The sequence below is a fragment of the Kitasatospora sp. NPDC052896 genome, assembly GCF_044547075.1.
GTDB lineage: Bacteria > Actinomycetota > Actinomycetes > Streptomycetales > Streptomycetaceae > Kitasatospora.
This window is the reverse complement of sequence record NZ_JBITZU010000001.1, coordinates 1,117,783-1,142,980: the sequence shown is the minus strand read 5'-3', so window position 1 is coordinate 1,142,980 and position 25,198 is coordinate 1,117,783. Positions and strand designations below refer to the sequence as shown.

Below are 25,198 nucleotides of genomic sequence, written 5' to 3'. Positions count from 1 at the left end.
GCCGCGGCGCCCCCACCCCCCCCCCCCCCCCCCCCCCCCCCCCCCGCCCCCGCGGGCGCCCCCCCCCGCCCCCCCCCCCCCCCCCCCCCCCCCCCCCCCCCCGCCGCTCGAGTTCGGCCCGCAGTTCGTCCAGGTGCGCGTCCGCCGTGTCGTGCGGCAGGAACTCCACCACGTCGAGGAACCGGAACAGCACCCGGGTGTCGGTGACCGCGAACTCGTAGTCGCCGAAGCCCACCACCGCGCCCAGCGCGCCGCGCACCGCGCCCCGGGCCACGTGCGCGGTCAGCTCGTCCGGCTGCGCGGCCGACATCCCGCGCCGGGCGTTCGGCCGGGCCAGGTAGGGGCACACCATCGAGGCGTAGAGCATGCAGGCCCGGTGGCCCGGCCCCTCCAGGGTCGGCACGAGGTTGCGGTAGGGCCGCCCGGCGGCGAGCGCCTCGCCGATCGCGGCGCTCTCGGCCGCACCCACCACCCGCCACACCGGCCCCTTGGGCATCAGGGTGTTGCAGACCGAGCAGAGTCTCCCCCGCGCGCAGTCGGCGCTCCGCCCGTAGTCGGTGAGCGCGAACCGCGGCTCACCCTCCTCCCACGGGGTGATCGCGGGCACGGGGTAGCCACGCGGGTCGCGGGGCCTGCTCTGGATGGTCGTCGGCATCGGGACAGCGTCGAATCGCACACCCCATCCCTATCAGGCGGCGCCCCGAGCGCATCCCCCGGCGGCAGGTCCCGCGGCCGGCGAGGTGGCGGGCGGACTCGAAGCAGGCGAGGTCGAGGTGGCGGGCGGACTCGAAGCAGGCGAGGTGGTGAGCAGGCTCGACGCCGGGGCGGCGGGAGTTCTTGCCAGCACCTGCCTGCCTGTTCTATAAGTAATAGAGCAGACAGACAGCGGGAGCCGCCGTGATCCTCAGCCTCGACCTGACCAGCCAGGTCCCGATCTACCAGCAGATCCGGGACCGGGTCGTGGAGGCGATCGCCACGGGGGTGCTCGCCGAGGGCAGTCCGCTGCCGTCCACCCGGCAGCTCGCCGGAGACCTCGGCATCAACTTCCACACCGTCAACAAGGCCTACGACCTGTTGCGCCAGGAAGGGCTCCTGCTGCTCAACCGCAAGAGCGGGGCGGTGGTCCAGCGCGACCCCGCCTCCGGACCGCCGGGACCGGGGTTCGCCGACGAGTGGTCGGCCCGCCTGCGCACCCTGCTGGCCGAGGCGGCGGCCCAGGGCCTGGATGCCACCGCCGTCCTGACGGCCTGCCAGGGAACGGTCGACTCGTTCGGAGTGCGGCCGCCCGACCGGGAAGTGCGAGACCGAGGGGGAGAACCGGCATGACGACCGGGCTGTTACTGATCAATGGAGTGCTTCCACTGCTGGTCCTGCTGCCCGCCTGGCTGGCGCCCTCGCTCAGCGGGCCGACCCTGGCGTTCGGGGTCCGGGTGCCGGCCGCCCACGCGGCGGCGCCGGTGATCGCCGAGCAGCGTCGGGCGTACCGCCGGTGGGTGACGCTCGGCGGCGCCGCGCTGGTGCCGCTCGCGCTGGCGCTGTCCGCCGTGGTCACCGGCACCGTGCTGCGCACGGTGGGGCCGCTCGCCGCGGTCGCGGTCTGCCTCGCCGGCTACCTACGGGCCAACCGGGCGATCCGCGCGGTGAAGCAGCGGGAGGACTGGTACCGCGGACTGCGGCAGGCCGTGGTCACGGACACCACGCTGCGCACCCGCCCGGAGCCCTTCCCGTGGCCCTGGGCGACGCCGGCCGCACTCGTCCTGGCGATCAGCACGGCGCTCGGGATCGCCCGCTACCCCTCGCTGCCGGACCGCCTGCCGATGCACTTCGACGGCCCCGGTCACGCCGACCGCTTCGCCGCGACATCGGTCGGTACGGCCTTCGCGCCGGTCTTCGCCCAGGCCGCGACGCTCGGGCTGCTGCTGGCGGTGACCTGGCTCGCGTTCCGGTCCCGCGCCGACCTGGACCCGGCCCGCCCCGGCATCACCGCCCACCAGCACCGCGGCTTCATCCGGCGGACGGCGATCTCGGTGCTGCTGCTCACCGCCTGCGCCAACCTGTCGATCCTGGCCGCGGCCTGGCAGATCTGGAACGGCGACCGGACGCTCACCCTGCTCCCGGTGATCGCACCCGTGACGGTCGGCCTGGCCCTGGCGATCGGCGTCGCGGTCCGGACCGGCCGGAACGGCAGCCGGCTTGCGGCCCGACCGACCCCGGGAACGACGGAGCCGAAGGAGAGCGACGAGGTGCACCAGGACGACGACCGTCTCTGGCGGGCCGGCGGGCTCTTCTACGTCAACCGCCAGGACAGCGCGGTCTTCGTGCCCAAGCGGTTCGGGGTCGGCTGGACGGTCAACTTCGGCAACCCGCGCTCGGCCGGGTTGGCCGTGCTGCTCATCGCGTTCGTGGTCCTCATGTCCCTGATCGGCCGCTGAGCGCGCGACCGCGCTCACGCCCGCGCATCCGCCCGGTGCCCGGAGCCGCCCGCCCCTGGCCGCGACTCCGGGCGCCGGGCTACCCTCGTCCAAAAGACCGCCAGGACCACCCGGAGCTGCCCAACAACCCAGCAGAAAAGGCGAGTTGGGCAACCAGCGGGAGCGGGAGGAAGAGGATGCGCGAGGAAGACGAACCGGACGACAGACCGGGCGGCGACCCGGACGGCGGCAGCGGCCTCGAGGGCCTCTGGACCCCGACCGACCTGCCGGTGCTCGGTCTCCCCGGCTGGCCCGGCCGGCGGGGCATGATGATCTTCTCCGGCGCCGGCTTCGCCTCCGACCGGCAGTCGCAGAGCGTGCTGCACTCCTACCTGCCCGGCACCCGGCGCCCCGGCCGCCGACGGCGGGTCCCACCGGTCATCGTGCTCTCCCAGACCCGGGCCCCCGACCGCCGTGACACTGCCCTGCTGCGGCTGCTCGCCCACGGCGACCGCCCCGAACAGGTGCGCCGGGTCGCCGAGTTCACCGAAACCGTGTTGATCGGCGGCACCCCGGTGACCGCACTGCGGCACCACTGGACCGACCCGCGGGTCGCCGACGCCCAATTCGGCTGGGCCGACTGCACGGTGGTCGCCGCCTCCTGGCAACACCCGCTGGACGCCGCCTTCTTCGCCGCGCTGGCCCGCCTCTGACGCCCGGGCTGGAAGAGCTCAACCGCTCACGGAAGAGCTGAACCGCTCACAACCGGGCCGACCAGTGGACCCGGGTCCCGCGCCGGCCGGGCCCGGGTTCGTGCCAGGCGGCGCCGCCGAGGTTCTCGGCCCGGCGGCGCAGATTGGCCAGCCCGCTGCGCCGCCCGCCGGCCGGCATCCCCACGCCGTCGTCGGTGACGGTCAGCAGTACCCCCGGCCGCCCGCCCCGCTCCGGCGGCTCCGGTTCGTCCAGCGACACCTCCGAGCCCGACGGCACACCCGACACCGGGTACCCCCGGTCGTCCAGGTGCACCGTGGCGTCGACCTCCACCCCGACCCGGGAGGCCCGCGCGTGCCGGGCCGTGTTGGCGAGCATCTCCCTCAGCGCGGCCAGCAGTTGACGTGCGGTGGCATCGCCGACCAGGTTCTCCACCGGCCCCACGAAGCTCATCGACGGCTTGAAGCCGAGCGCGGCCGCCGCCTGGCTGCCCTCGCGCAGCACCCTGGTCCGCAGGGTGTCCGGCTCGTCGCCGTGGTCGTCGTGCTGGAGTGCGTAGATGGTGGTGCGAACCTCCTGGATGGTGGCGTCCAGCTCGTCCACCGCCGTGCCGATCCGCGCCACCACCTCGGGCTTCTCGGACCGCCGGGCCGCGCCCTCCATGAGCATCCCGGTCGCGAAGAGCCGCTGGATCACCAGGTCGTGCAGGTCCCGGGCGATCCGGTCGCGATCCTGGAAGACCGCCAGCCGCTGCTGGTCGCGCTGGCCCTCGGCGAGTCGCAGGGCCAGCGCCGCCTGCGCGGCGAAGGCCTGCGCGAGCTGCTTCTCCGTCCCGCTGAACGGCGGTGCCCCGCGCCGGCGCCAGACCGTGAGCCCGCCCAGCACCCGGCCGGACGCCACCATCGGCACCGCCATCGACGGGCCGAAGCTCCGCGCCTGCCGCATCACCAGCGCCGGATCGGCGGACAGGTCGTCGATGAAGACGCTCTCGCCCCCGCGCAGCCGGGCCGCGTAGCCGGTGCCGGGGATCAGCTCGCCGGTGACGTACTCGGCCGCCTCGCCCGAGGCGTGCGAGACCCGCAGACCGCCGTCGGCGGTGGGCAGCATGATCATCCCGAGCGCCGCGTCCGCCAGCTCGCGAACCTGCTCGGCCGCCACCGCGAGCGCGCTCTGCGCGTCGTCGGTGGAGAGCAACGCGGTGGTCAGCGCCGCCGCACCGGCGATCCAGCGTTCCCGGCGGCGGCCCTCCTCGTAGAGCCGGGCGTTCTCGATGGCGACCCCGGCCGCCGCCGCCAGCGCGTGCACCACCTGGGCGTCCTCGGGCGTGAAACCGCCGCCGCCCTGCTTCTCGGTCAGGTAGAGGTTGCCGAAGACCTCGTCGCGGACCCGGATCGGCTCACCGAGGAAGGAGCTCATCGGCGGGTGGTGCGGCGGGAAGCCGGTCGAGCGCGGGTCCTCGGCCAGGTCGGCCAGCCGGAGCGGTTCGGGGCGGTCGATCAGCGCGCCGAGGATGCCGCGCCCGGACGGCAGGTCCCCGATCTCGGCGGCCGTCCCGTCGTCGATGCCGACGTGGATGAAGTCGGCCAGGCCCTGCCCACCCGGCGCGATCACGCCGAGCGCCGCGTAGCGGGCGTCCACCAGCTCGGCGGCGCCGGAGGCGATCCGCTGCAGCGTCGCGTGCAGGTCGAGCCCGGCGCCGATCGAGACCACGGTCGCCAGCAGCCGCTGCATCCGCTCGGTGACCACGGCGGCCGACTGCAGCCGCTCGGCGACCTCGGTGACCAGGGTGTCCAGGCCGAGCGAGGAGATCTCGGGCACCCGGTGCGGCACGGGTCCGACGGACGGATCGGGCGTGGTCTCCATGAGCGCGAGCCTAGTTTGATCCGTTTTGATACGAAAGTTTGCCTACCCTCGAACCCCGCCCGACGGCCCCGGGGGGAACGGGCCGGATCGCCGTCAGGCCGCCACCAGCAGCCGGTCGGTCCGCTGTTCGCGCTCCCACAGTTCGCGCAGCCGCCCGTCCGGACGGGCGGTCAGCTCCGCCCAGCCACCGCGCTCGACCACCCGGCCCCCGTCCAGCACCAGCACCTCGTCCACCCCGGCCGCCGCCAGCCCGGCCAGCCGGTGGGTGATCAGCAGGGTGGTCCGGCCCGCGGTGGCGGCCAGCAGGTCGGCGGTGAGCGCGTCGGCGGTGGCCAGGTCGAGGTGCTCGGCCGGCTCGTCCAGGATCAGCAGCGGGAAGTCCGCGAGCAGCGCCCGGGCCAGCGCCAGCCGCTGCCGCTGGCCGCCGGAGAGCCGGGCACCGTGCTCGCCGACCATGGTGTCCAGGCCCTCGGGCAGGGTGTCCACCCAGTCCAGCAACCGGGCCCCGGCCAACGCGGCGCGCAGCTCCCCGTCGCCGCATCCGGGTGACGCGAGCCTGAGGTTCTCCCGCAGCGAGCTGTCGAAGACGTGGGCGTCCTGGGCGCACAGGCCGATCGCCCGGCGGACCGCGTCGCCGTCCAGCGCCCGGGTGTCCACAGCCTGTGGACGACCGTCGGCCAGCCGGACCGCACCCTCCTCCTGGTCGAGCAGCCGGAGCAGCACCTGGGCCAGCGTGGTCTTGCCGGAGCCGGACGGGCCGACCACGGCGATCCGCCGCCCGGCCGCCAGGTCCAGGTCGACGCCGTCCAGCGCGTACTCCCGCTGCCCGGGCCAGCGCGCCCGCAGGCCCCGGACGGCCAGCGGGAACGGGTCCCGGGGCGGCTCGGCGGGCTCGGCCGGCTCGACCACGGGGTCGGGGGTGTCGAGCACCTCGGTGAGCCGGGCCGCCGCGGCCCGGCTGCGCTCGCGGAACTGGACGGCCACCGGCATCCCGGCCACCGCCTCGAAGGCGGCCAGCGGGGTGAGCACCACGACCGCCAGGCAGAGGCCGGTCAGCGAGCCGGTGCCGACGCCGCGCACCCCGACCGCCGCGCAACCGGCCACGGTCAGGCCGGTGAGCAGTGCGGTCAGCCCCGCGCCGAGCGCGGCGGTGGCGGCCGAGCGGCCGGCCAGCGCGGTCAACCGGGCGTCGGCGGCCCGGACCGCGCCGAGCCGGGCGGGCAGCGCACCGGCCACCGCGAGTTCCGCCGTGCCGGTGCAGGTGTCGACCACCGCGGCGGACAACTCGCCCCGGGCGGGCGCCTGTTGGCGTTCGGCCCGGCCGGCCGTCAGGGCCCCCGACGCGGGCACCACGGCCCCCGCCAGCAGCAGGCCGAGCCCGAGCAGCACACCGGCTGCGGGCAGCAGCAGCCCGAGCGCCACGGCGGTGCCGAGCGAGACGGTGACCGCGACGGCCGCCGGCAACCGCCAGCGCAGGTACCAGTCCTGCACCGCGTCGACGTCCGCGACCAGCCGGGAGAGCAGGTCACCGCGGCGGAAGGCGGGCAGCGCGGCGGGCGCCAGCCGCTCCAACCGGCGGTAGACGGTGGTGCGCAGGCCGCCCAGGGTGCGCAGCACGGCGTCGTGCGAGACCAGCCGCTCGGCGTAGCGGAAGACGCTCCGGCCGACGCCGAAGGCCCGGACGGCGGTGACCGCCATCATCAGGTAGAGCACCGGCGGTTGCTGGGAGGCCTTGGAGATCAGCCAGCCGGAGGTGGCCAGCAGCGCCACCGCGCAGCCCAGCGCCAGGCTGCCGAGGAGCACCGCGAGCGCGAACCGGCGGCGCGGCCGGCCCGCGTCGGCGGCCCGGAACAGCGCGGCGATCCGGCGCATCGGCGAGCCCCCGACGCCCACCCCGTGCCCGGGCGCGTCGGACGGAACGCCGGCCGGCGCGGAGGCGACCGGCGCGGCGACCGGGACAGCAGGAACAGGAACAGGAGCCGGGACGACGGCAGCGGCGGTCGGGGCCGCCAGCTCGACCCGCCGGTCCGCCACCGCGAGCAGCGCCGGCCGGTGCGCGACCAGCAGCACCGTCCGCCGCGGGTCGGCCGCCAGCGTGCGCACCGCGTCCACCACGGCCGCCTCGCTCTCCCCGTCCAGGTTCGCGGTCGGCTCGTCCAGCAGCACCAGCGGCCGGTCGGTCGCCAACAGCGCCCGGGCCAGCGCCAGTCGCTGCCGCTGCCCGGCCGAGAGCCCGGCCCCGCCCTCGCCCAGCACGGTGGCCAGGCCGCGCGGCAGCCGGTCGACGAAGTCCAGGGCGTGCGCGGCTGCCAGCGCGGCCCGCACCTCGACCTCGGGCGCGTCGGGCCGGGCCAGCCGGACGTTCTCCGCCACCGTCCCGGCGAAGAGGTGCGGCCGCTGTGGCACCCAGGCGATCTGGGCCCGCCAGGAGGCCGGGTCCAGCTCGGCCAGCCGGTGCTCGGTCCCGTCGGCGGCGGTGATCCGCAGCGATCCGCCGTCCGGCCGGACGAAGCCCAGCAGCGCGGCGAGCAGCGTGCTCTTCCCCGCGCCGCTGGGCCCGGTCAGCGCCAGCGTCTCGCCCGGGCGCAGGGTGAGCGAGACGTCGTGCGGCGCGGGGACCGTCCGGCCGGGGTGGCGGACGGTCAGTCCGTCCACCCGCAGCACCGCCCCGGCGACCGGGGGCGCGGCGATCGTGCCGGCGGCCGGCAACGGCGTCTCCAGCACCGCGAAGATCTCCTCCGCCGCCGCCAGCCCCTCGACGCTGGAGTGGTAGAGCGCGCCGACCTGGCGCAGCGGGAGGTAGACCTCCGGCGCCAGGATCAGCACCAGCAGCCCGGTCTCCAGCGGCATCGTGCCGTCCACCAGCCGGAACCCGATGGAGACCGCGACCAGCGCGACCGAGAGGGTGGAGATCAGCTCCAGCGCGAAGGAGGAGATGAAGGCGATCCGCAGGGTCCGCAGGGTGGCCCGTCGGTAGTCGTCGGTGATCCGGGCGATGGTGGCCGCCTGGGCCTTGGCCCGATTGAAGATCTTGAGCGTGGGCAGCCCGCCGACCACGTCCAGGAAGTGGTGCGAGAGCCGGGCCAGGGTCTGCCACTGGCGGTCCATCCGGGACTGGGTGGCCAGCCCGATCAGCACCATGAACACCGGGATCAGCGGCAGCGTGCCGGCGATGATCGCGGCGGAGACCCAGTCCGCGCCGAGGATCCGGGCCAGCAGCACCGCCGGCACGGTCACCGCGAGCGCCAACTGCGGCAGGTAGCGGGCGAAGTAGTCGTCGAGCGCGTCGACGCCCCGGGTGGCCAGCGTGGTCAGCTCGCCGGTCCGCCGGCCGGCCAGGTAGGACGGGCCGAGCGCGGTGGCGTGGTCGAGCAGCCGGCGGCGCAGCTGCGACTTCACCCGGGCCACCGAGCGGTGCGCGGTCAGCTCGGTGAGCCAGGCGACCACGGCCCGGCCGACCGCCGTCACGGCGAGCAGCACCAGCGGGGTGGTGAGCGCGGCCAGGCCCCGACCGTGCTGGAAGCAGCGGACCACGATCTCGGCGATCAGGGTGGCCTGGCAGAGCACCAGCACGGCCCCGACGGTGCCGAGCAGCACCGAGCCGGCCAGGAACGCGCGGGTGGTCCGGGCGTACCGGAGCAACCGGGGGTCGACCGGCTTCATCGCTCGGCCGCGACGGACTCGGCGGGCTCGGCGGTACCGGCGGTCCCGACGGGCGCCGCGTGATCGTCCACCGGGATGTGCTGGACCCCGATCCGCTTGCGGAACACCCAGTACGTCCATCCCTGGTACAGCATCACCAGCGGCGTGAAGATCCCGGCGATCACGGTCATCAGCTTCAGCGTGTACGGCGAGGAGGACGCGTTGGACACCGTCAGGCTCCAGGCCGGGTTGAGCGTGGAGGGCATCACGTCCGGGAAGAGCGCCAGGAAGAGCGTCCCCACCGCGGCCACCACGGTCAGCCCGGAGAGCACGAACGCCCAACCCTCACGCCCCAGTCGGTTGGCCGCCAGGGCACCGACCAGGGCCAGCGCGGCGACCACCGACGCGGCCAGGCTCCACCCGTCACCCCGGTGCAGCTGGGTCCACCCCAGGAAGCCGACCGCCAGCACACCGGCCAGCAGGCCGACCCGCCCCGCCAACCGCCGTGCCCGCGACCGGATGTCGCCGACCGTCTTGAGCGCCGCGAAGACCGCGCCGTGGAAGGTGAAGAGCACCAGCGTGACCAGCCCGCCGAGCAGCGCGTACGGGGTGAAGAGGTCCCCGACCCCGCCCACGTGGTTCTTCTGCTGGTCGATCCGCACGCCGTGCGCGATGTCGGCGAAGACCACGCCCCAGAGGAACGCGGGGACGAGCGAGGTCCAGAAGATCGCGTGTTCCCAGCCGCGCTGCCAGCGCTCCTCGCTGCGCTTGTGCCGGTACTCGAAGGCCACCCCGCGGACGATCAGGCAGACCAGGATCGCCAGCAGCGGCAGGTAGAAACCGCTGAACAGGGTCGCGTACCAGTCCGGGAAGGCGGCGAAGGTGGCGCCGCCCGCGGTGAGCAACCAGACCTCGTTGCCGTCCCAGACCGGGCCGATGGTGTTGATCAGCACCCGGCGCTCGGCCCGGTCCCGGGCGAGCAGCTTGGTGAGGACGCCGATCCCGAAGTCGAAGCCTTCCAGGAAGAAGTAGCCGATCCAGAGGATCGCGATGAGGACGAACCAGACGTCGTGGAGGTGCATGGCCAGTTTCCCTGCTCAGTAAGCGAAGGCGAGTGGACGGTCGGCGTCCTCGTCGACCGGGGGTCCCGAGGGCCCGCGCAGCGTCGGGTCCTGGGCGGGCGGCCGCTCGGCGACGTCGGGGCCGGCCTTGGCGTACTTGGCCAGCAGCCGGACCTCGATCACCGCGAGCACCGCGTAGAGCCCGGTGAAGGTGCACAGCGCGACCACCTGGGTGCCCACCCCGACGTTCGGCGAGACCGCGTCGGCCGTGGTCATCAGGCCGAAGACGGCCCAGGGCTGGCGGCCCATCTCGGTGAAGACCCAGCCGAAGCTGTTGGCGATCAGCGGGAAGCCCATGGTCAGGATCCCGATCCGCCAGCTCCACCTGGTCAGCAGCGGACTGAGCTCGGTGGACCGGGTGAGCATCAGCCGCGGCACCTCGTCCTCGCCGGTGCGGAACTCGGGCGCCAGGAAGAACCGCTTGCGGGTGGTCCACAGGCCGATCAGGCCGGCCACGAAGGAGGTCATCCCGAAGCCGATCATGAGGCGGAAGCCCCAGTAGGTCACGAAGATGTTCGGGATGTAGTCGGTCGGCCTGCCGCCGTACTTGGCGGCCTCGGCGGCGGCGGTGTCGTTGATGCCGGGGACCGGCGAGCTGAAGTCACTCTTGGCCAGGAACGAGAGCAGCCCCGGGACCTCCAACTCCACCGAGTTGTGGCCCTCGTTGACGTTGCCGATCGCGAAGATCGAGAACGGCGCGGGGGACTGGGTGTCCCAGAGCGCCTCGGCCGAGGCCATCTTCATCGGTTGCTGCTCGAACATCACCTTGGCCAGGGAGTCGCCGCTGATCGCGGTGCCCAGGCCGGCCACCACGGCCATCACCAGGCCGAGCCGGAGCGAGGTGCGCAGCGCGGCGGTCTTCCGCCGGTCCACGCCCTCCGGCCGCCGCTTGGCCTTCCACAGGTGGTACGAGGCGACACCGACCATGAAGGCGGCGCCGGTGAGGAAGGCGGCGGTCAGCGTGTGGAAGACCACGACCAGGGTGGTGTCCTGGAAGAGCACCTTGGTGATGTCGGTGAGCTGGGCCTTCTTGGTCACCGGGTCGATGGTGTAGCCGGCCGGGTGCTGCATCCAGGAGTTGGCGGCCAGGATGAAGTACGCGGAGAGCACGGTGCCCAGCGCCACCATCCAGATGCAGGCGCAGTGGATCTTCTTCGGCAGCTTGTCCCAGCCGAAGATCCACAGGCCGATGAAGGTGGACTCGAAGAAGAACGCGATCAGCGCCTCCATCGCCAGCGGCGCGCCGAAGACGTCCCCGACGAAGCGCGAGTAGGCGGACCAGTTCATCCCGAACTGGAACTCCTGGACGATCCCGGTCACCACGCCCATGGCGATGTTGATCAGGAAGAGCTTGCCCCAGAACTTGGTGGCGTGGAAGTACTTCTCCTTGCCCGTCCGCACCCAGGCGGTCTCCAGCCCGGCCACCATCGCGGCCAGGCTGATGGTGAGCGGGACGAACAGGAAGTGGTAGACGGTGGTGACCCCGAACTGCCATCGCGCGATCGTCTCGTGAGCGACTGCTAGCTCCACTGCGCTCTCTCCCTACGGCCTTGCTGTCCGTTCTGGTCTGGTTTCGCGCGGACTGTCACCCGACGTACCAGACACAAGGTGCGCTTCGGTGTGAATCGCACCAATGCATGCCAAGCTTGTCCGCTTGTGAACGTGAACACGTTCACAAGCTTCCCGGACAGTATGACAAACCCCCGCTCGCGAGGTCACGGCGGGGGTGGGGGTGACGTGTAAGTTCTGTGTAAACGAGGGCCGTTCGGCGGCGGCTGCGACGGGCCGCCCCGGTCAGAGAGTGCCGGCCGGCGGCAGGTGCACCCGGAAGGTCGCACCACGGCCCGGCGCGGTGTCCAGCGTGATCGTGCCGCCGTGCGCACGGGTCAGCGCGGCGGCGATCGCCAGGCCGAGGCCCGCGCCGCCCCCGCCGTGCCGGCTGCGCGAGGCGTCCGTCCGGTAGAACCGCTCGAAGACCTTGGTCGCCTGCTCGGGCGCCAGACCCGGCCCGGAGTCGGCCACCTCGAGCAGGCAGCCGGCGGAGTCGGCACCCACCCCGATCCGCACCGCGGTGCCCGCCGGGGTGTGCTTGACCGCGTTGCCGACCAGGTTGGTGACCACCTGGCGCAGCCGCGCCTCGTCACCGAGCACGGCCGCGGCGCCGGGCGCGCCGGTACCGCCGGGGCCGGTGAGCGCGACCGGGCGGGTCGGGTCGAGGGCGATCAGGTCGTGCAACGCGTCGGCGGCCAGCGTGCGCAGGTCCATCGGGGCGAGGTCGAGCGGACGCTCCTCGTCCAGCCGGGCCAGCATCAGCAGGTCCTCGACCAGGCCGCCCATCCGGACCGCCTCGCTCTCGATCCGGTCCATGGTGCGCTTGACGTCCGCCTCGGTGGGCAGCGCGCCCATCCGGTACAGCTCGGCGAAGCCGCGGATCCCGGCCAGCGGGGTGCGCAGCTCGTGCGAGGCGTCCGCGACGAAGTTGCGCATCCGCGCCTCGGACTCGGCCCGGGCGGCGAACGCGGACTCGATCTGGTCGAGCATCCCGTTGAGCGCCGCGGAGAGCCGGCCGACCTCGGTGCTGGTCGGCAACTCCGGCATGCGGTAGGAGAGTTCACCGGCCGCGATGAGCTCGGTGCCGCGCTCGATCCGGCGCAGCGGGAGCAGCCCGGCGCGAACCGCGAAGGCGCCGAGCCCGGCGATCAGCAACTCCACCGCGACGCCTATGGCCAGGAAGCTCTCCCGCAGCTTCTCCACCGTGGCGTCCACCTCGTTGAGCGAGATGGTGACCACCAGGTACTCGGGAGCGTTGGCGGGCGCGGCGGAGGTGTGCTGGATCGGCAGGATCAGCGCCCGCCAGTCCTCGTCGCCGTGCTCGCTGGGCACGTCGAAGCCGTGGCCCAGCCGCTGGGTGAGCTGCGGGCCGCTGAGCGGAGGCAGCTGCGGCACGGGGTCGTTGGACGAGACCTGCTGCCGGACCTCGCGCATCACCCGGCCGTCGGCGGCCAGGTAGGAGACCTGGTAGAGGCTGGGCAGACCGGCCAGGTACTGCACCCCGTCGTGCTTGCCCTCGCCCTCGCCCTCGGACGAACCGGCCTGGCCAGAACCGGCCTGGCCCGAACCCGACTGCGCCGAACCGGCCTGGCCCGAACCCGACTGTTGAGGCGGCGGGCCCAGGTGCATCCCGGTCCGGTGCGCCAGCGGCTCGCCGAACCGCTCCAGCTGCTGGTCCAGCCGGCCGACCAACTGCCCGCGCACACTGCCCAGCAGCACCACGTCACTGACCGCCAGCCCGGTGGCCACCAGCGCCAGGGTGAGCGCCAGCAGCCGGCTGCGCAGCGAGAGCCGGCCGGTGCGGCGCAGCAGCGCGCCCGGCCGCGGTGGCCGGAGCCGCCGCAGCCGTCCGAGAGCCGCGCGCACCCGGGTCAGTCCTGCGCCTGCTGCGGCGGCCGACGCAGCGCGTAGCCGATCCCGCGCACGGTGTGGATCAGCTTCGGCCCGTGGTCCGGACCGGAGTCGAGCTTGCGGCGCAGGTAGGAGATGTACGACTCGACGATGCTGAGGTCGCCGCCGAAGTCGTAGGCCCAGACGTGGTCCAGGATCTGCGCCTTGGAGACCACCCGGCCGACGTTGGCCATCAGGTAGTGCAGCAGCTTGAACTCGGTGGGCGAGAGCGAGACCGGACGGCCGTCCCGGGTCACCTCGTGCGCCAGCGGGTCGAGGGTGAGGTCGGCCACGGTCAGCCGGCCGTCCTCGGCCGGACCGCCGGCCCGGCGCAGGATCGCCCGGATCCGGGCGATCAGCTCCTCCAGGCTGAACGGCTTGGTGACGTAGTCGTCGGCGCCGGCCGCCAGGCCGTGCACCTTGTCCTCGGTGCCGTCCTTCGCGGTCAGGAAGAGCACCGGCAGGTGGTCGGCGGGCCGCGGCCGGCCGGGACGGGCGGCCAGGCCGGCCGGGTTGGCGATCTGCTGCCGCCGGGTCTGCTCGCGCAGCCGCTCGACCACGGTGAAACCGTCCAGGTCGGGCAGCATCACGTCGAGCACCACCAGATCGGGGCGCTCGACCGCGATCGCTTCCAGCGCCTCCTCACCGGTGGCCGCCGACTCCACCCGGAACCCGGAGAAGCGCAGCGAGGCGGAGAGCAGTTCGCGGATGTTCGGCTCGTCGTCGACGACGAGCAGGAAGGCCTCGCCCGGCCCCCGGCCGACCGGGGAGACCGGCGTCGTCGGGGCGAGACTGGTGGTGGGCACTGTCCCTTGCATCTTGGGTCGGCCTCCCGGGTCCTGTGTCATCCCATCGGATGATGGCCTCGGGAGGCTACGTGGGGTTGATGAGAGGGGAATGAACGGCAAGGGTCGTTCGCACCGGGAGCAACGCCCGGACGGGTACGGACGACCCGCACCGGCAGAACGAAGCGGCCCGGCCCGGAGAAGTCCGGGCCGGGCCGCTTCACGCCGACCACCGGCGGGGTGACCGGCGCTGCTCACCGGTCACCCCCGCGCCGGCGGGTCAGCCGCTCTTGGAGGAGCCTCCGGCGGCAGCGCCACCGCCGAAGCCACCGCCGCCACCGAAGCCGCCGCCACCGCCGCCGAAGCCGCCCGCGGCTGCGCTGCCGCCCTCGGTGACCTGGGAGGCGGAGTAACCGCCGGAGCCGTCCGAGCTGCCGGTCACGGTGACGGTCTGGCCCGGCTGCAGGTCACTGACCTGGCCGCTCTTGCTGACCTGGACCTGGGTGCTGCCGTTGGTGGTCACCTTGACGGTGTTGCCGCTGGCGTCGGTCAGGTAGATCGTGCTGCCGTCGATCAGCTTGACGGTGCCGCGGGTGAACCCGGGCGACCCGGCGGCGCCGCCGCCCGTGCCGCCGCCCGCGGCGCCGCCGCGCCCGCTCGCGCCGCTCTTGGTGGCGGCGGAGGCCGTGAAGCTCCGGCTGCTCCCGTTGGAGGCGCCGTCGTTCTTCTGGTAGTACGCGCCGCCCGCGAAGGCGAGGGCCGCGACCGCGCCACCCGCCAGCAGCAGGGTCAGCCACGGCAGCTTGCGCCGCGGCGGCGCGGCCAGCTCGCCGTCGATGTCGCGGGCGTCCGGCGGGGTGGCCAGCAGCTCGACGTGGGCCGCCATGGTCTCTTCGGCGGTCGGCTGCACGGCCACGGCGCCGCCACGGGCACCCGGGTTGACCACGGGCAGCCGCATGGTGTCGGTCGACCGGCCCCCGTCGCTGTTGTTGTTGGACATGGGATCTGACTGCTCTCGTTCGGTGATCATGACTGCCGCCTCACTCGTGCCGCAGGGCGTCGATGGGACGCAACCCGGCTGCCCGGTTGGCCGGATAGCTGCCGAAGAAGAGTCCGATGGCGACCGCGATCCCGAACGCCCCGAACACCGAGGACGGAATCACCACGGGCGTGATCCCGACCACCTTGAAGTGCGCGCCGAGCAGACCGACCAGGACCCCGAGGCCGGCGCCGAGCACCGACAGCAGGGTGGACTCGGTGAGGAACTGACCGAGGATCACGGCCTTCGGCGCGCCGAGCGCCTTGCGGATGCCGATCTCCCTGGTCCGCTCGGTGACCGTCACCAGCATGATGTTGGTGATCCCGATCCCACCGACCAGCAGCGAGATCGCGGCCACCGCGCCGAGCAGCACGGTGAAGGTGGAGGAGGTGCTCTCCCGCGTGCTGAGCAGCGAGGACTGGTTGCTGACCCGGAAGTCCAGCTTGGTCGGGTCGGTGATCGAGTGGGTGCCCATCAGGATCGTGGTGATCTCGTTCTGGGCCTGGGTGGTGGTGTCGGCCGAGGTGGCCTGCACCAGGATCTGGCTGATCGAGCTGAAGCCGGTGAAGGCGTTCTGCACGGTCGGCAGCGGCGCGATCACCACGTCGTCCGGGTCGCTGAACCCGGTGGCGCCCTTGGTCTGCAGCACGCCGATCACGGTGAACGGGGTGCCGCCGATGCTGATGCTCTTGCCGATCGGGTTCTCGGTGTCGAACAGCTCGCTGGCCGTGGTCGAGCCGATCACCGCGACCTTGCGCGAGTTGAGCACGTCGTCGTTGGTGAAGTAGTCACCGGTGGCGATCTTCTCGTTGGCGGTCTGGAAGTACGCGGGGTACGTCCCGATGATCGAACCCGGGGTGTACGAGATGTCCCCGTACACGGCCGCCGCCGAGGTGGTGACCACCGGCGCCACCGACGCGATGTCGGGGGCCGCGGCCGGGTTGGCGAGCGCCTTGGCGTCGGTCAGGCTGAGCTTCTTGACCGCGCTGCCGCTCTTCGAGGCGCCGAAGGAGGCGCTGGAGGAGACGGTCAGCGAGTTGGTGCCGAGCGAGGTGATCGAGTTCTTCACCGCGACCGACGAGCCGTTGCCGACCGCCAGCAGCAGGATGACCGAGGCCACACCGATCAGCACGCCGAGCATGGTGAGCGCGGAGCGCACCTTGTTGGCCGCCAGGCCGCCGAGGGCGAACCGGAACATCTGGAGGAAGATCATCGCCGGCCCCCGATCAGCTCGCCGGTGCCGTTCCCGGCGGCGAGCTTCGCGGCCAGCACCGGCGGCGGCCCGACCACCGGACCCTGCCGGACGTCCGAGATGATCTGGCCGTCGACCAGCCGCAGCACCCGCTTGGCGTGCAGCGCCACCTCGTCCTCGTGGGTGATCAGCACGACCGTTCGTCCGGTCGCGTTCAGTCCGTCGATGATGGTCAGAACCTCTTCGGTGGAGCGGGTGTCCAGGTTGCCGGTGGGCTCGTCCGCCAGCAGCATGGTCGGCGCGGTCACCAGGGCTCGGGCCACCGCGACGCGCTGCTGCTGGCCGCCGGAGAGCTGGTTGGGCTTGTGGTCGCCGCGCGAGGAGAGGCCGACCAGGTCCAGCGCGGCCAGCGCCCGCTTGCGGCGCTCGCTCGCCTTCACTCCCGCGTAGGCGAGCGGGAGCTCGACCTGCGCGATCGCGGTGGTCCGCGGGACCAGGTTGAAGGACTGGAAGATGAAGCCGATCTTGCGGTTGCGGACCAGCGAGAGCTGGTTCTCGTCGAGGTAGCCGACGTCGATGCCGTCCAGCAGGTAACGCCCGCTGGTCGGCACGTCCAGGCAGCCCAGGATGTTCATCAGGGTCGACTTGCCGGAGCCGGAGCTACCCATGATCGCGACGAAGTCGCCCTGCATGATGTCCAGGCTGACGCCGGCCGGGCCACCGGTCTCCGGATCGTCCGGGCCGCGCAGCGCGTGCACGACCGCGTCGCCGTGGCCGTAGGACTTCCGCAGCCGGCGGATCTGGATGACCGGGGGCGGGGTGGCCGAGCCGCTCTCCGCCCCGCTCTCCGGGGCCTCGGCCGGGGCGTCCGCCTCGGGGCGGACGCCGCCGCGCCGACGGGTGCCGCGAGCCATATCAGGCACCGCCCCGGCCGCCGCCGCCACCGCCGCCGCCGAAGCCGCCGCCACCGCCACCGCCACCGCCACCGCCACCGAAGCCGCCGCCACCGCCACCGCCACCGAGGCCGGGGAAGGAGCCGCTCGGGAAGCCGCCGGTACCGCCGGCCGTGGACGAGGCGATCTGGACCTTGTCACCCTCGTTGAGACCGGAGACCACCTGCACGGTGGTGTCGCCGACCACGCCGACCTGGACGCTGACCCGGGAGGTGGTGCCGTCCGGCTTGACCACGGTCGCGGTCCGGGTGGTGCCGGTGCCGGAGAGCGCCGACGCCGAGACGGAGAGCGCGTTGTCGGCCTCACCGGTGACCACCGAGACGGTCGCGCTCAGGCCGGTGCGCAGCTGGCTGGTGTCGCCCTGGATCTGCAGGGTCGCCGCGTACTGCACCGCGCTGCTCGCCGAGCTGCCCGAGACCGGCAGCGAACTGACCGACAGGACACTCGCGTTGAGCACCTCGTTGGACTCGGCGTTGAGCGTGACGGTGGCCGCCTCGCCCTTCTTCAGCTTGAGCGAGTCCAGCTCGGAGAAGTCCGCGGTGACCTGCATCCCGGTCGGGTTGGTGATCACGATGAAGCCGGACGGACCGCTGGAGGTCGAGGAGCTGCTGCTGGTCTTGCTGCTGCTCGCGGAGCCGGACGAGCCGGACGAGCTGCTGGAGCCGGCCGAGCCGCCGCTGGAGCTGTCGCTGCCGGTGCCCGACACGGTGTCGCCGACCACGTTGCTGATCGAGGCGACGGTGCCGCTCTCCGAGGCGGTCAGGGTGGTGCCGGCCAGCGCGGTCTGCGCGTTGGTCAGGTTGGTCTGCGCGGTGTTCACCGACTGCTGGGCCGAGGTGACCTGCGCCTGGGCGGACGCCACGGCGGACGGGTCGACCGTGGTGGTGGTCACCGGCGTGGACTGCGGGGCCGGGGCCGAACCGCGGCCGCCCGAGGAGTCCGTGGAGGCGACCGGCTCGTTCTGGGTGACCGTGGTGCCGTCCTGTGCCTTGGTGAGGCTCGCCTCCGCGGCGGTCAGCTGCGCCTGCGCCTCGTCCAGCGCACCCTGGGCAGAGTTCACCTGCTGCTGGGCGGCGGTGCTGTCGACGGTGGCGAGGGTCTCGCCGGCCGTCACGGTGTCACCGACCGACACCTTGATCGCGGTGATCTTGCCGCCGGTGACGAAGTTGTCGGCGGTGTCGCTGGGAGAGCTGAGGGAGCCGGAGCCGGACACGGTGGCCAGGACCGTGCCCTTGGTCACGGTGGCGGTCCGGGCGGCCGGCTTCGCGGCAGCGGCGGTGCTGCTGTTCACGGTGTTGTAGGCGATGGCTCCTCCGGCGAGGAGGGCCACACCGAGCACTGAGTTGACGAGGACGGCACGACGCCGTCGCGGGAGGACCTTCATAGCGGTCAAGAGTCGCGGGGTGCTCTTGCGAAGGACTGGGCGGCGACTGAGAGTTCACTGGGGCGGCCGGGACCCAAAATAGCGGATGAAAACGGACAAAATCCCCCGGTTGAACCGGACGCTAAAGAGATCGTTGAAGCAACTTCCAGCCATTTCCCAGTCATCTGGTGCATAGCCTTCACCCCCCGCCCCGCCATAGGTGGGAAATCGCGACAGCGTCATCCCCGCCGAAGGACGGGGGTACCCGGACGAACGGTGGGCGCGCGCCATCGGAAGGCGGGGTGGAATGCGCGCCGGGCGCAACCGACCGGGCGCGTGGAGAGCGCGCACCTCGCACCGGTCGAACGCCACCGGGAAAGCACCGGCGGGTCCGGCCCGCCGCACGGCGCAAGACCTGTACGCCAGATGGCCGGAGCATGGCGAATGCGCAGCGTAGTCACAGGCCAGGGCTGACCAGGCGTCGGTCCCGCCATGGTCTTCACAGCTGCCAAGAGCCGTTCCGGGGCCTTCACGAGCGCCCCAATTCCGGCCGGCGGGCCAGCCTACCGGCCGCCACCTGCCCGGATGAGTCAGCCGTGTTACGGGTTGATGTTCCGTCATTAAGCTTTTGATGCAGCTCGGTTGGCTTCGGGCCAATCTTTCGGGCTGATGTTCTATCAGCCGGCTACCAGCCTTCCCCAGCTGGCGCTCCGGGCGCGAAAACGGCCCAACTCCGAGCGCCGGCATGCTTAAAATCGGAAGGTAGCACCAGCAGATGCTTCACAACTCGACTCACCTCTGGCTAGGGTGGTCGTCACGTACAGCGACGCGCCCGGTGTAGCCATCACGCCTGTAGGGGGACTATGGCCGTCTCTGATGTCGCTGCCGTGGACCGAAAGCTCAACCGCGCCCGGTCAGTTCGGGGGAACCGGAACGGCGCGCCGGCACCACCGAAGGGTGCCCTAGCGGTTCACGGTCGGACATCACTCTCCTGATCTGCCGGGTCGGGCGGCCGCGCCCACCCACCGCCGGGGTTTCGCCGACCCCGAACGGCACCACAGGCCTGCCAGCCTGCCGGTGCGCCCGGCCGCCCTCCGGTGTCCATCCATCACCACACCCCAGCGGATCCCAACCGTCGTGACACAGCAGTCCGACGGTGCCGAAGGGTGCCTTCACCGCGCTGCCAGGCGCGGCTCCATCCCGACCCCGCGTCTCACCGCGCGGTCGGACCGTCCAGCGTTGATCTCCGCCAGCCACAGGGGGGCTCACATGAACACTCTCTCGATCGTAATACCCGCCCTCAACGAAGCCGAAAACCTGCCTGCCGTGATGGCCTCGATCCCCTTCTCCGGTCTCCGGCAGGAGGGTTGGGAGACCGAGGTGCTGGTCGTCGACAACGGATCGACCGACGGCACCGGCGACGTCGCCCGCTCACTCGGCGCCCGGGTGGTCGCGCAGCCCGCGCGCGGCTACGGCAACGCCTACCACGCCGGATTCGGCGCGGCGACCGGTGAGGTGATCGCCACCGGCGACGCCGACCGCACCTATCCCTTCGACGACCTGCCCCGCCTGTTGCGCACCCTGGTCGACCACGACGTCGAGTTCATGACGACCAACCGGCTCGCCCGCGGCAACAGCGAGGCCATGAAGCCCTCGCACTCCCTCGGCAACCACGTGCTCAGCGCGGTCAGCCGCACGCTCTTCCGCAACGAGCTGCGCGACTCGCAGTCCGGCATGTGGATCTTCCGCCGCTACGTCTGGCAGCGCCTGGACGTCCGCTCCACCGGGATGTCCTTCTCCCAGGAGATCAAGAACGCTGCCACCAGGGCGGGTTACCGCTACCTGGAGGTCCCCATCGAGTACCGCAAGCGCGGCGGCCAGGTGAAGCTGAACGCCTTCCGGGACGGCACCGAGAACCTGCGCCAGCTCTTCGAGCACAACTTCCGCAAGACCCGCCCGGTCCTCCGGCCGGCGGTCGTCCCCGCCCAGGAGTTCGACAAGGTATGACCTCACTGCTCGGGAGGACCGGGACGCCCGCGGTCCAACCCCCTCCGCGCCCGGTGGACCGGCGGCGGCGCGGGGCGGGCCGCGGCGGCGGCCGTCCCGGGCGGCGGCGGGCCGTGCTCGCGGCGGTCGCCGTGCTGGTCGCGGCGACCGTCGGGCCGGTGCTGTGGGCCCAGCCGGCGGTCCGGCTGGCACTGCGGCAGTCGTTCACCCGGATCCCGGCCGACTACACCGAGCTGTACTTCACCCAGTCGCCGACCACCTCCGGCGGTGACGCGGTGGTCCCGATCTCGCTGGTGCAGCACGGCACGCCCGGCCAGTCGCTCCAGCTACGGGTCTCACTGACCAGGCCCGACGGCACGGTCACCGCGAGCAGCACCGTCACCCTCGTCCCGAAGCCGGACGCCGCGGTCGGCACCACCGTCCGCCTGCCGCTGCCCGAACCGGACGCGGTCGTCCAGGTCGCGCTGCTGGGCACCGCCCAGACGCTGCGCTACCGCTTCCCCCAACCCAAGGCACCGACACCATGACCTCCGCACCTCGCGTCACCGTCACCACCAGTTGGGACGACGGGCACGTGCTCGATCCCCGGCTGGCCGACCTGCTGGACCGCTACCGGCTGCCCGGCACCTTCTACATCGCTCCGCGCAACCTGGAGTTCGCGCCCGCCGAGCGGCTGTCCGCGGCCGGCATCCGGGAGTTGGCCGAGCGCTTCGAGATCGGCGGCCACACCCTGACCCACCAGCGCCTGCCGCAGCTCAGCGATGCCGCCGCGGCCGAGGAGATCCGCAGCGGGCGAGCCGAGTTGGAGGACATCACCGGCTCGCCGGTGACCAGCTTCTGCTACCCGCGCGGCGAATACACCCCGGGGCAGGTGACGTTGGTCGAGCAGGCCGGCTTCACGCTGGCCCGCACCGTCCGGCGCGGCAGCCTGCGGCCGGGCCACGCACTGGAGTTGGCCACCACGGTCAACGCCTACACCCACCGGGTGGACGGCCCGCTCGCGCTGCGGCTGGCCGGTGGCCGGCCCTGGACGGCGGCCCGGCTCTACCTGGCCTGGGACGAGCTGGCGGTCCACTTCTTCGACCGCTGCCTGCGCGAGGGTGGCGTGTTCCACCTCTGGGGGCACAGCTGGGAGGTCGACGCGCGCGGCGAATGGGCCCGCCTGGAACGGGTGTTGGCGCACATCGCGGGCCGTCCAGGAGTGGCCTACCGGACCAACCGCGAACTGCTCGCGCTGGCGGCCTGATGCCCACCATCCTGCAGATCACGCCGTACTACCCACCCCATCTCGGCGGCCTGGAACGGGTGGTGGAGAACCTGGCGGCCGGACTGGCCGACCGGCACGAGGTCCAGGTGCTGACCACCACGATCGGCGCCGAGGGTGCGCCGCGCCGCTCCCGGCAGGGCGCGGTGACCGTTCGCCGGCACCGCTCGGTCGAGGTGGCGCACACCCCGCTGGTGCCCGGCCTGCTGCTGTCACTGCTGCGCCGTCCGCGCGGCACCCTGCTGCACCTGCACTCGGCGCACGCCCTGCTGCCCGAACTGGTCGCGCTCACCGCGCGGTTGCGGCGCCAGCCGTTCGTGCTCCACTTCCACCTGGACGTGGACGCCTCGGGTCGGCTGGGCCGGCTGCTGCCCGCCTACAAGAAGCACGTCTTCGGCCCGGTGCTGCGGGCCGCCGCCGCGGTGATCGTGCTCACCGAGGCGCAGGCCGAGTTCGTCCGGCGGACCTACCGGGTGCCCGAGCGGCGGATCCACATCGTGCCGAACGGGGTGGACCGCGGCTACTTCATGCCGGTCCGCGAGGTGGCCGAGCGCCCGTTGGAGCTGCTCTACGTCGGGCGGTTGAGCGCCCAGAAGAACGTCGCGCGGCTGCTGGCGGCGATCGCCCTGCTGCGCGCCCCGGTCCGACTGCGGATCGTCGGGGACGGCGAGCTGCGCGGCCAACTCGAGGCACAGGCAATCGAGTTGGGCTTGACCCAGGTGGACTTCGCGGGGGCCCGACTGGGCCCCGAGCTGGTCCGCGCCTACGCCGAGGCGGACGCCTTCGTGCTGCCCTCGGACAAGGAGGGGATGCCGCTGGTCGCCCTGGAGGCGATGGCCGCGGGGCTGCCGGTGATCGCCACCGACGTCCCCGGGAACGCCGAACTACTGGGTGACATCGGCCTGTTGGCAGCACCGGAGCCGGCCGCGCTGGCCGCCGCGATCGACGCGGTGGCGGGCGATCCGGAGCTGCGCGCGCGACTCGCCCGGCGCAGCGCGGAGGCGGCGCCCGCGTTCGCCTGGGACGCGGTGGTCCGCCGGGTGGAGCGGGTCTACGCGGAGGTGCTGGCGTGAGGGCGCTGAGCCGGGCCGTCGCCCGGCGCACCAGGGCCCGCCGGGCGCTGCTCGCCGGCACCGCGCTGGCCACCGGCCTGGAGCTGCTGCCAGGGGTCCCGGTGCCGCTGCTCGCCTGCGCCGGGTTCTGGCTGCTGCTCGGCGCGCCCGGCCTGCTCTGGTACGGCTACGCGAACCGGTTCGTCGCCACCCGGGACGGCCGCGCGCTGGTCGCCGTCCCGCTCGCGATCGGCACCGATCTGGTCTCGGCGCTGCTGCTGAACACCGTGCTGCCGCCGCTGGGCGACGACCACCCGCTGCGGCGGGCCCCGCTCGCGCTCGCCGCCGCGCTGACCGTGCTGCTGCTCGCCTGGGCCGGGCCCGCCGAGGCCCGCCCGCCGAGGCGCGGACCGGGAGCCGTCGCCCGACCGCGCCGACGTCCGGTGCCCGGGCTGCGGCCGGTGCTGCTGCTCGGCGCCGGCTGCCTGCTGCTCAGCGTGGCCGGCGCGGTCCGGCTGAACAACGGCCTCGGCTCGACCGTCGCCGTGCTCGCGCTGGTCGCGATGGCCGCGCTGCTCGCCCAGTTGCTGCGCCGGCGGCGCCGCTACGCGGAGCCGGTGCTGGAGCTGGGCCTGTTCCTGGTGGCGGCCGCGCTGCTGCTGCTCACCTCGCTGCGCGGCTGGTACATCACCGGTCACGACATCCAACGCGAGTACGAGGTCTTCCAGTTGGCCTCGAGCGCCGACCGCTGGCAGATCTCCGCCTTCCGCGACCCGTACAACGCCTGCCTGAGCATCACCCTGCTGCCCACCGCGTTCGCCCGGCTCACCGGGATCAGCGGCCTCTACGTCTTCAAGGCCGTCTTCCCGCTGCTCTTCGCACTCAGCGCGCCGCTGATCCACCGCTCGGTGCGCAACGTCGCGCAGCGGATGGTGGCGCTGCTGTCGGCGCTCTACTTCATGGCGTTCCCGACCTTCTTCACCGACATGACCTTCCTGGCCCGCCAGGAGATCGCCTTCCTGCTGCTGGGCGCCGCCATGGTGGTGCTCACCGAGCCGGCCCGGCCGCTGCGACAGCGCCGGGTCGCGTTCACCGGGTTGATGGGCGGCGTGGTGCTCTCGCACTACTCCACCACCTACGTGGTGGTGCTGGTGCTGGGTGCCGCGCTGGCCACCGACCGCGGCTGGCGGCTGCTGGCCCGCGCCCGGCGCCGGAGCCCGGGCGCTCCCGCGGTGGGCTTCGTGACCTGGTGGATGGTGGCCGCCACCGCCGCCGCGGCGGTGCTCTGGACCGGCCCGCTCACCGACACCGGCGGCCAGCTGCGCAGCACCCTCACCGAGACCGTGCAGCAGGCGATCGACCCCGGGAAGGCGCAGAGCGGCTCCTCCGACACCTCGTACAGCCTGCTCGGCGGCTCGGCGGCCACCCCGCAGCAGCGGCTCGGCGAGTACCGGGCGGACACCGTCACCGAGACCGCCAAGGACCGGGCGAACGGCGGCTACCTGCCGCTCCAGACGGTCGACCAGTACCCGATCCAGGCGGTCTCCGAGCCCGACCTGCCGCTCACCGGGCTCGGCCGCGCCCTGCAACACGCCGGGCTGGACGTCTCCGCCGCCAACAAGCTGGTCCGCCAGTGGGCCGCCGACCTGCTGCAACTGCTGCTGGTGATCGGCCTCGCGGTCTGCCTCTGGTCCCGCCGACGGGCCTTCCGGCCGGCCCGCGACCAGGTCACCTTGACCATCGCCATGGTGGGCGTGATCGGCCTGCTCACCGTGCTGCCGCAGCTGTCGGTGGACTACGGCGTGCTGCGCGCCTTCCAGCAGGGGCTGTTCTTCTTCGGCCCGTTCATCGCGGCCGGCTCGCTCTGGGTGTTCCGCTGGGCCCGGCGCTGGGCGGTCCCGCTGGCCGGCACCCTCGCGGTGGCGTTCTTCCTGGACCTGACCGGGGCCGTCCCGCAGGTGATCGGCGGCTACCCGCCGCAGCTCAACCTCAACAACGCGGGCCAGTACTACGACATCTACTACGTCCAGCCGCAGGAGCGCAGCGCGATCAGCTGGCTGGAGCAGCGCACCACCGACGACCAGAAGCAGGACGTCCAGTCCGAGGTGCAGACCGACCGCTACACCTTCAGCCGCTTGCAGACGCTGATCCACGGCCGGGCGCTGAACGACATCTACCCGACCTTGATCGGCACCGACTCCTACGTCTTCCTCGGGAGCACCACGGTGACCAAGGACGAGGCGACCACCTTCTACCGGGGCGATCTGGTGACCTACCGCTACCCGATGGGCCTGCTCGACGACATGAAGAACGAGATCTACAGCAGCGACGGGGCGGAGATCTTCCGGTGACTC

General features: G+C 72.9%; 19 protein-coding genes. 8 read left to right on the top strand and 11 right to left on the bottom strand.

Annotated features, from left to right (window positions below; all coding sequences use genetic code 11):
- The coding region (locus ACIGXM_RS05315) for a hypothetical protein (protein WP_396556974.1) at window positions 1-655 on the bottom strand (655 nt) is incomplete at its 3' end.
- Window positions 656-897: 242 nt separating this feature from the next.
- Here ACIGXM_RS05315 and ACIGXM_RS05310 point away from each other — a divergent pair.
- From ACIGXM_RS05310 to ACIGXM_RS05300, 3 genes are all read left to right on the top strand, one after another.
- Window positions 898-1,326 carry a GntR family transcriptional regulator gene (locus tag ACIGXM_RS05310; protein ID WP_396556972.1) on the top strand — a complete coding sequence of 143 codons (429 nt, stop codon included), beginning with the start codon at window positions 898-900 and terminating at the stop codon, window positions 1,324-1,326.
- Window positions 1,323-2,432, top strand: coding sequence for a DUF1648 domain-containing protein (locus tag ACIGXM_RS05305; RefSeq protein WP_396556970.1), 1,110 nt, complete (start codon window positions 1,323-1,325; stop codon window positions 2,430-2,432). Before ACIGXM_RS05310 ends, ACIGXM_RS05305 begins: the two co-directional genes overlap by 4 nt.
- A gap of 176 nt (window positions 2,433-2,608) precedes the next feature.
- Window positions 2,609-3,124 carry a hypothetical protein gene (locus tag ACIGXM_RS05300; protein WP_396556968.1) on the top strand — a complete coding sequence of 172 codons (516 nt, stop codon included), beginning with the start codon at window positions 2,609-2,611 and terminating at the stop codon, window positions 3,122-3,124.
- Between the two features lie 46 nt (window positions 3,125-3,170).
- Here ACIGXM_RS05300 and ACIGXM_RS05295 read toward each other — a convergent pair whose 3' ends face one another.
- The 10 genes from ACIGXM_RS05295 to ACIGXM_RS05250 form a co-directional block, all read right to left on the bottom strand.
- Entirely contained in the window at window positions 3,171-4,985 is a 1,815-nt protein-coding gene (locus tag ACIGXM_RS05295; RefSeq protein WP_396556966.1) for a GAF domain-containing sensor histidine kinase, read from the bottom strand.
- Window positions 4,986-5,078: 93 nt separating this feature from the next.
- Complete coding sequence (gene cydD / locus ACIGXM_RS05290; RefSeq protein ID WP_396556964.1) at window positions 5,079-8,648, bottom strand: thiol reductant ABC exporter subunit CydD; 3,570 nt, start codon at window positions 8,646-8,648, stop codon at window positions 5,079-5,081.
- Entirely contained in the window at window positions 8,645-9,709 is a 1,065-nt protein-coding gene (gene cydB, locus ACIGXM_RS05285) for a cytochrome d ubiquinol oxidase subunit II (protein WP_396556962.1), read from the bottom strand. The genes cydD and cydB overlap by 4 nt, the downstream gene beginning before the upstream one ends.
- Window positions 9,710-9,724: 15 nt before the next feature.
- Complete coding sequence (locus tag ACIGXM_RS05280) at window positions 9,725-11,278, bottom strand: cytochrome ubiquinol oxidase subunit I (RefSeq protein ID WP_396556960.1); 1,554 nt, start codon at window positions 11,276-11,278, stop codon at window positions 9,725-9,727.
- 264 nt (window positions 11,279-11,542) lie between these two features.
- The gene (locus tag ACIGXM_RS05275) at window positions 11,543-13,165 is read right to left on the bottom strand and encodes a sensor histidine kinase (protein ID WP_396556958.1); all 1,623 of its coding nucleotides are present in this window, start codon (window positions 13,163-13,165) and stop codon (window positions 11,543-11,545) included.
- A 5-nt stretch (window positions 13,166-13,170) separates the two neighbouring features.
- Complete coding sequence (locus ACIGXM_RS05270; RefSeq protein WP_396556956.1) at window positions 13,171-14,007, bottom strand: response regulator transcription factor; 837 nt, start codon at window positions 14,005-14,007, stop codon at window positions 13,171-13,173.
- A 247-nt stretch (window positions 14,008-14,254) separates the two neighbouring features.
- Window positions 14,255-15,004 (bottom strand): hypothetical protein, encoded by a 750-nt coding sequence (locus tag ACIGXM_RS05265; RefSeq protein WP_396556954.1) that lies wholly within the window; start codon window positions 15,002-15,004, stop codon window positions 14,255-14,257.
- Window positions 15,005-15,014: 10 nt separating this feature from the next.
- Window positions 15,015-16,226, bottom strand: coding sequence for an ABC transporter permease (locus tag ACIGXM_RS05260; RefSeq protein ID WP_396556952.1), 1,212 nt, complete (start codon window positions 16,224-16,226; stop codon window positions 15,015-15,017).
- Complete coding sequence (locus tag ACIGXM_RS05255; RefSeq protein ID WP_396556950.1) at window positions 16,223-17,119, bottom strand: ABC transporter ATP-binding protein; 897 nt, start codon at window positions 17,117-17,119, stop codon at window positions 16,223-16,225. The genes ACIGXM_RS05260 and ACIGXM_RS05255 overlap by 4 nt, the downstream gene beginning before the upstream one ends.
- Before the next feature lies 1 nt (window position 17,120).
- Window positions 17,121-18,488, bottom strand: coding sequence for an efflux RND transporter periplasmic adaptor subunit (locus ACIGXM_RS05250; RefSeq protein WP_396556948.1), 1,368 nt, complete (start codon window positions 18,486-18,488; stop codon window positions 17,121-17,123).
- A gap of 1,302 nt (window positions 18,489-19,790) precedes the next feature.
- On the opposite strand from ACIGXM_RS05250, the gene ACIGXM_RS05245 reads away from it, so the two are divergent.
- From ACIGXM_RS05245 to ACIGXM_RS05225, 5 genes are read left to right on the top strand one after another with little or no spacing between them, the layout of a single operon-like run.
- A complete protein-coding gene (locus ACIGXM_RS05245) occupies window positions 19,791-20,528 on the top strand; it encodes a glycosyltransferase family 2 protein (protein WP_396556946.1) in 738 nt (245 codons plus the stop codon).
- Window positions 20,525-21,055 (top strand): hypothetical protein, encoded by a 531-nt coding sequence (locus tag ACIGXM_RS05240; protein ID WP_396556944.1) that lies wholly within the window; start codon window positions 20,525-20,527, stop codon window positions 21,053-21,055. Before ACIGXM_RS05245 ends, ACIGXM_RS05240 begins: the two co-directional genes overlap by 4 nt.
- Window positions 21,052-21,774: a polysaccharide deacetylase family protein gene (locus ACIGXM_RS05235; RefSeq protein WP_396556942.1), complete on the top strand. Its 723-nt coding sequence runs from the start codon at window positions 21,052-21,054 to the stop codon at window positions 21,772-21,774. The genes ACIGXM_RS05240 and ACIGXM_RS05235 overlap by 4 nt, the downstream gene beginning before the upstream one ends.
- Entirely contained in the window at window positions 21,774-22,865 is a 1,092-nt protein-coding gene (locus tag ACIGXM_RS05230; protein WP_396556940.1) for a glycosyltransferase family 4 protein, read from the top strand. The genes ACIGXM_RS05235 and ACIGXM_RS05230 overlap by 1 nt, the downstream gene beginning before the upstream one ends.
- On the top strand, window positions 22,862-25,195 hold the full coding sequence (locus ACIGXM_RS05225) for a DUF2206 domain-containing protein (RefSeq protein ID WP_396556938.1): 2,334 nt from the start codon (window positions 22,862-22,864) through the stop codon (window positions 25,193-25,195). The genes ACIGXM_RS05230 and ACIGXM_RS05225 overlap by 4 nt, the downstream gene beginning before the upstream one ends.
- Window positions 25,196-25,198: the final 3 nt, after the last annotated feature.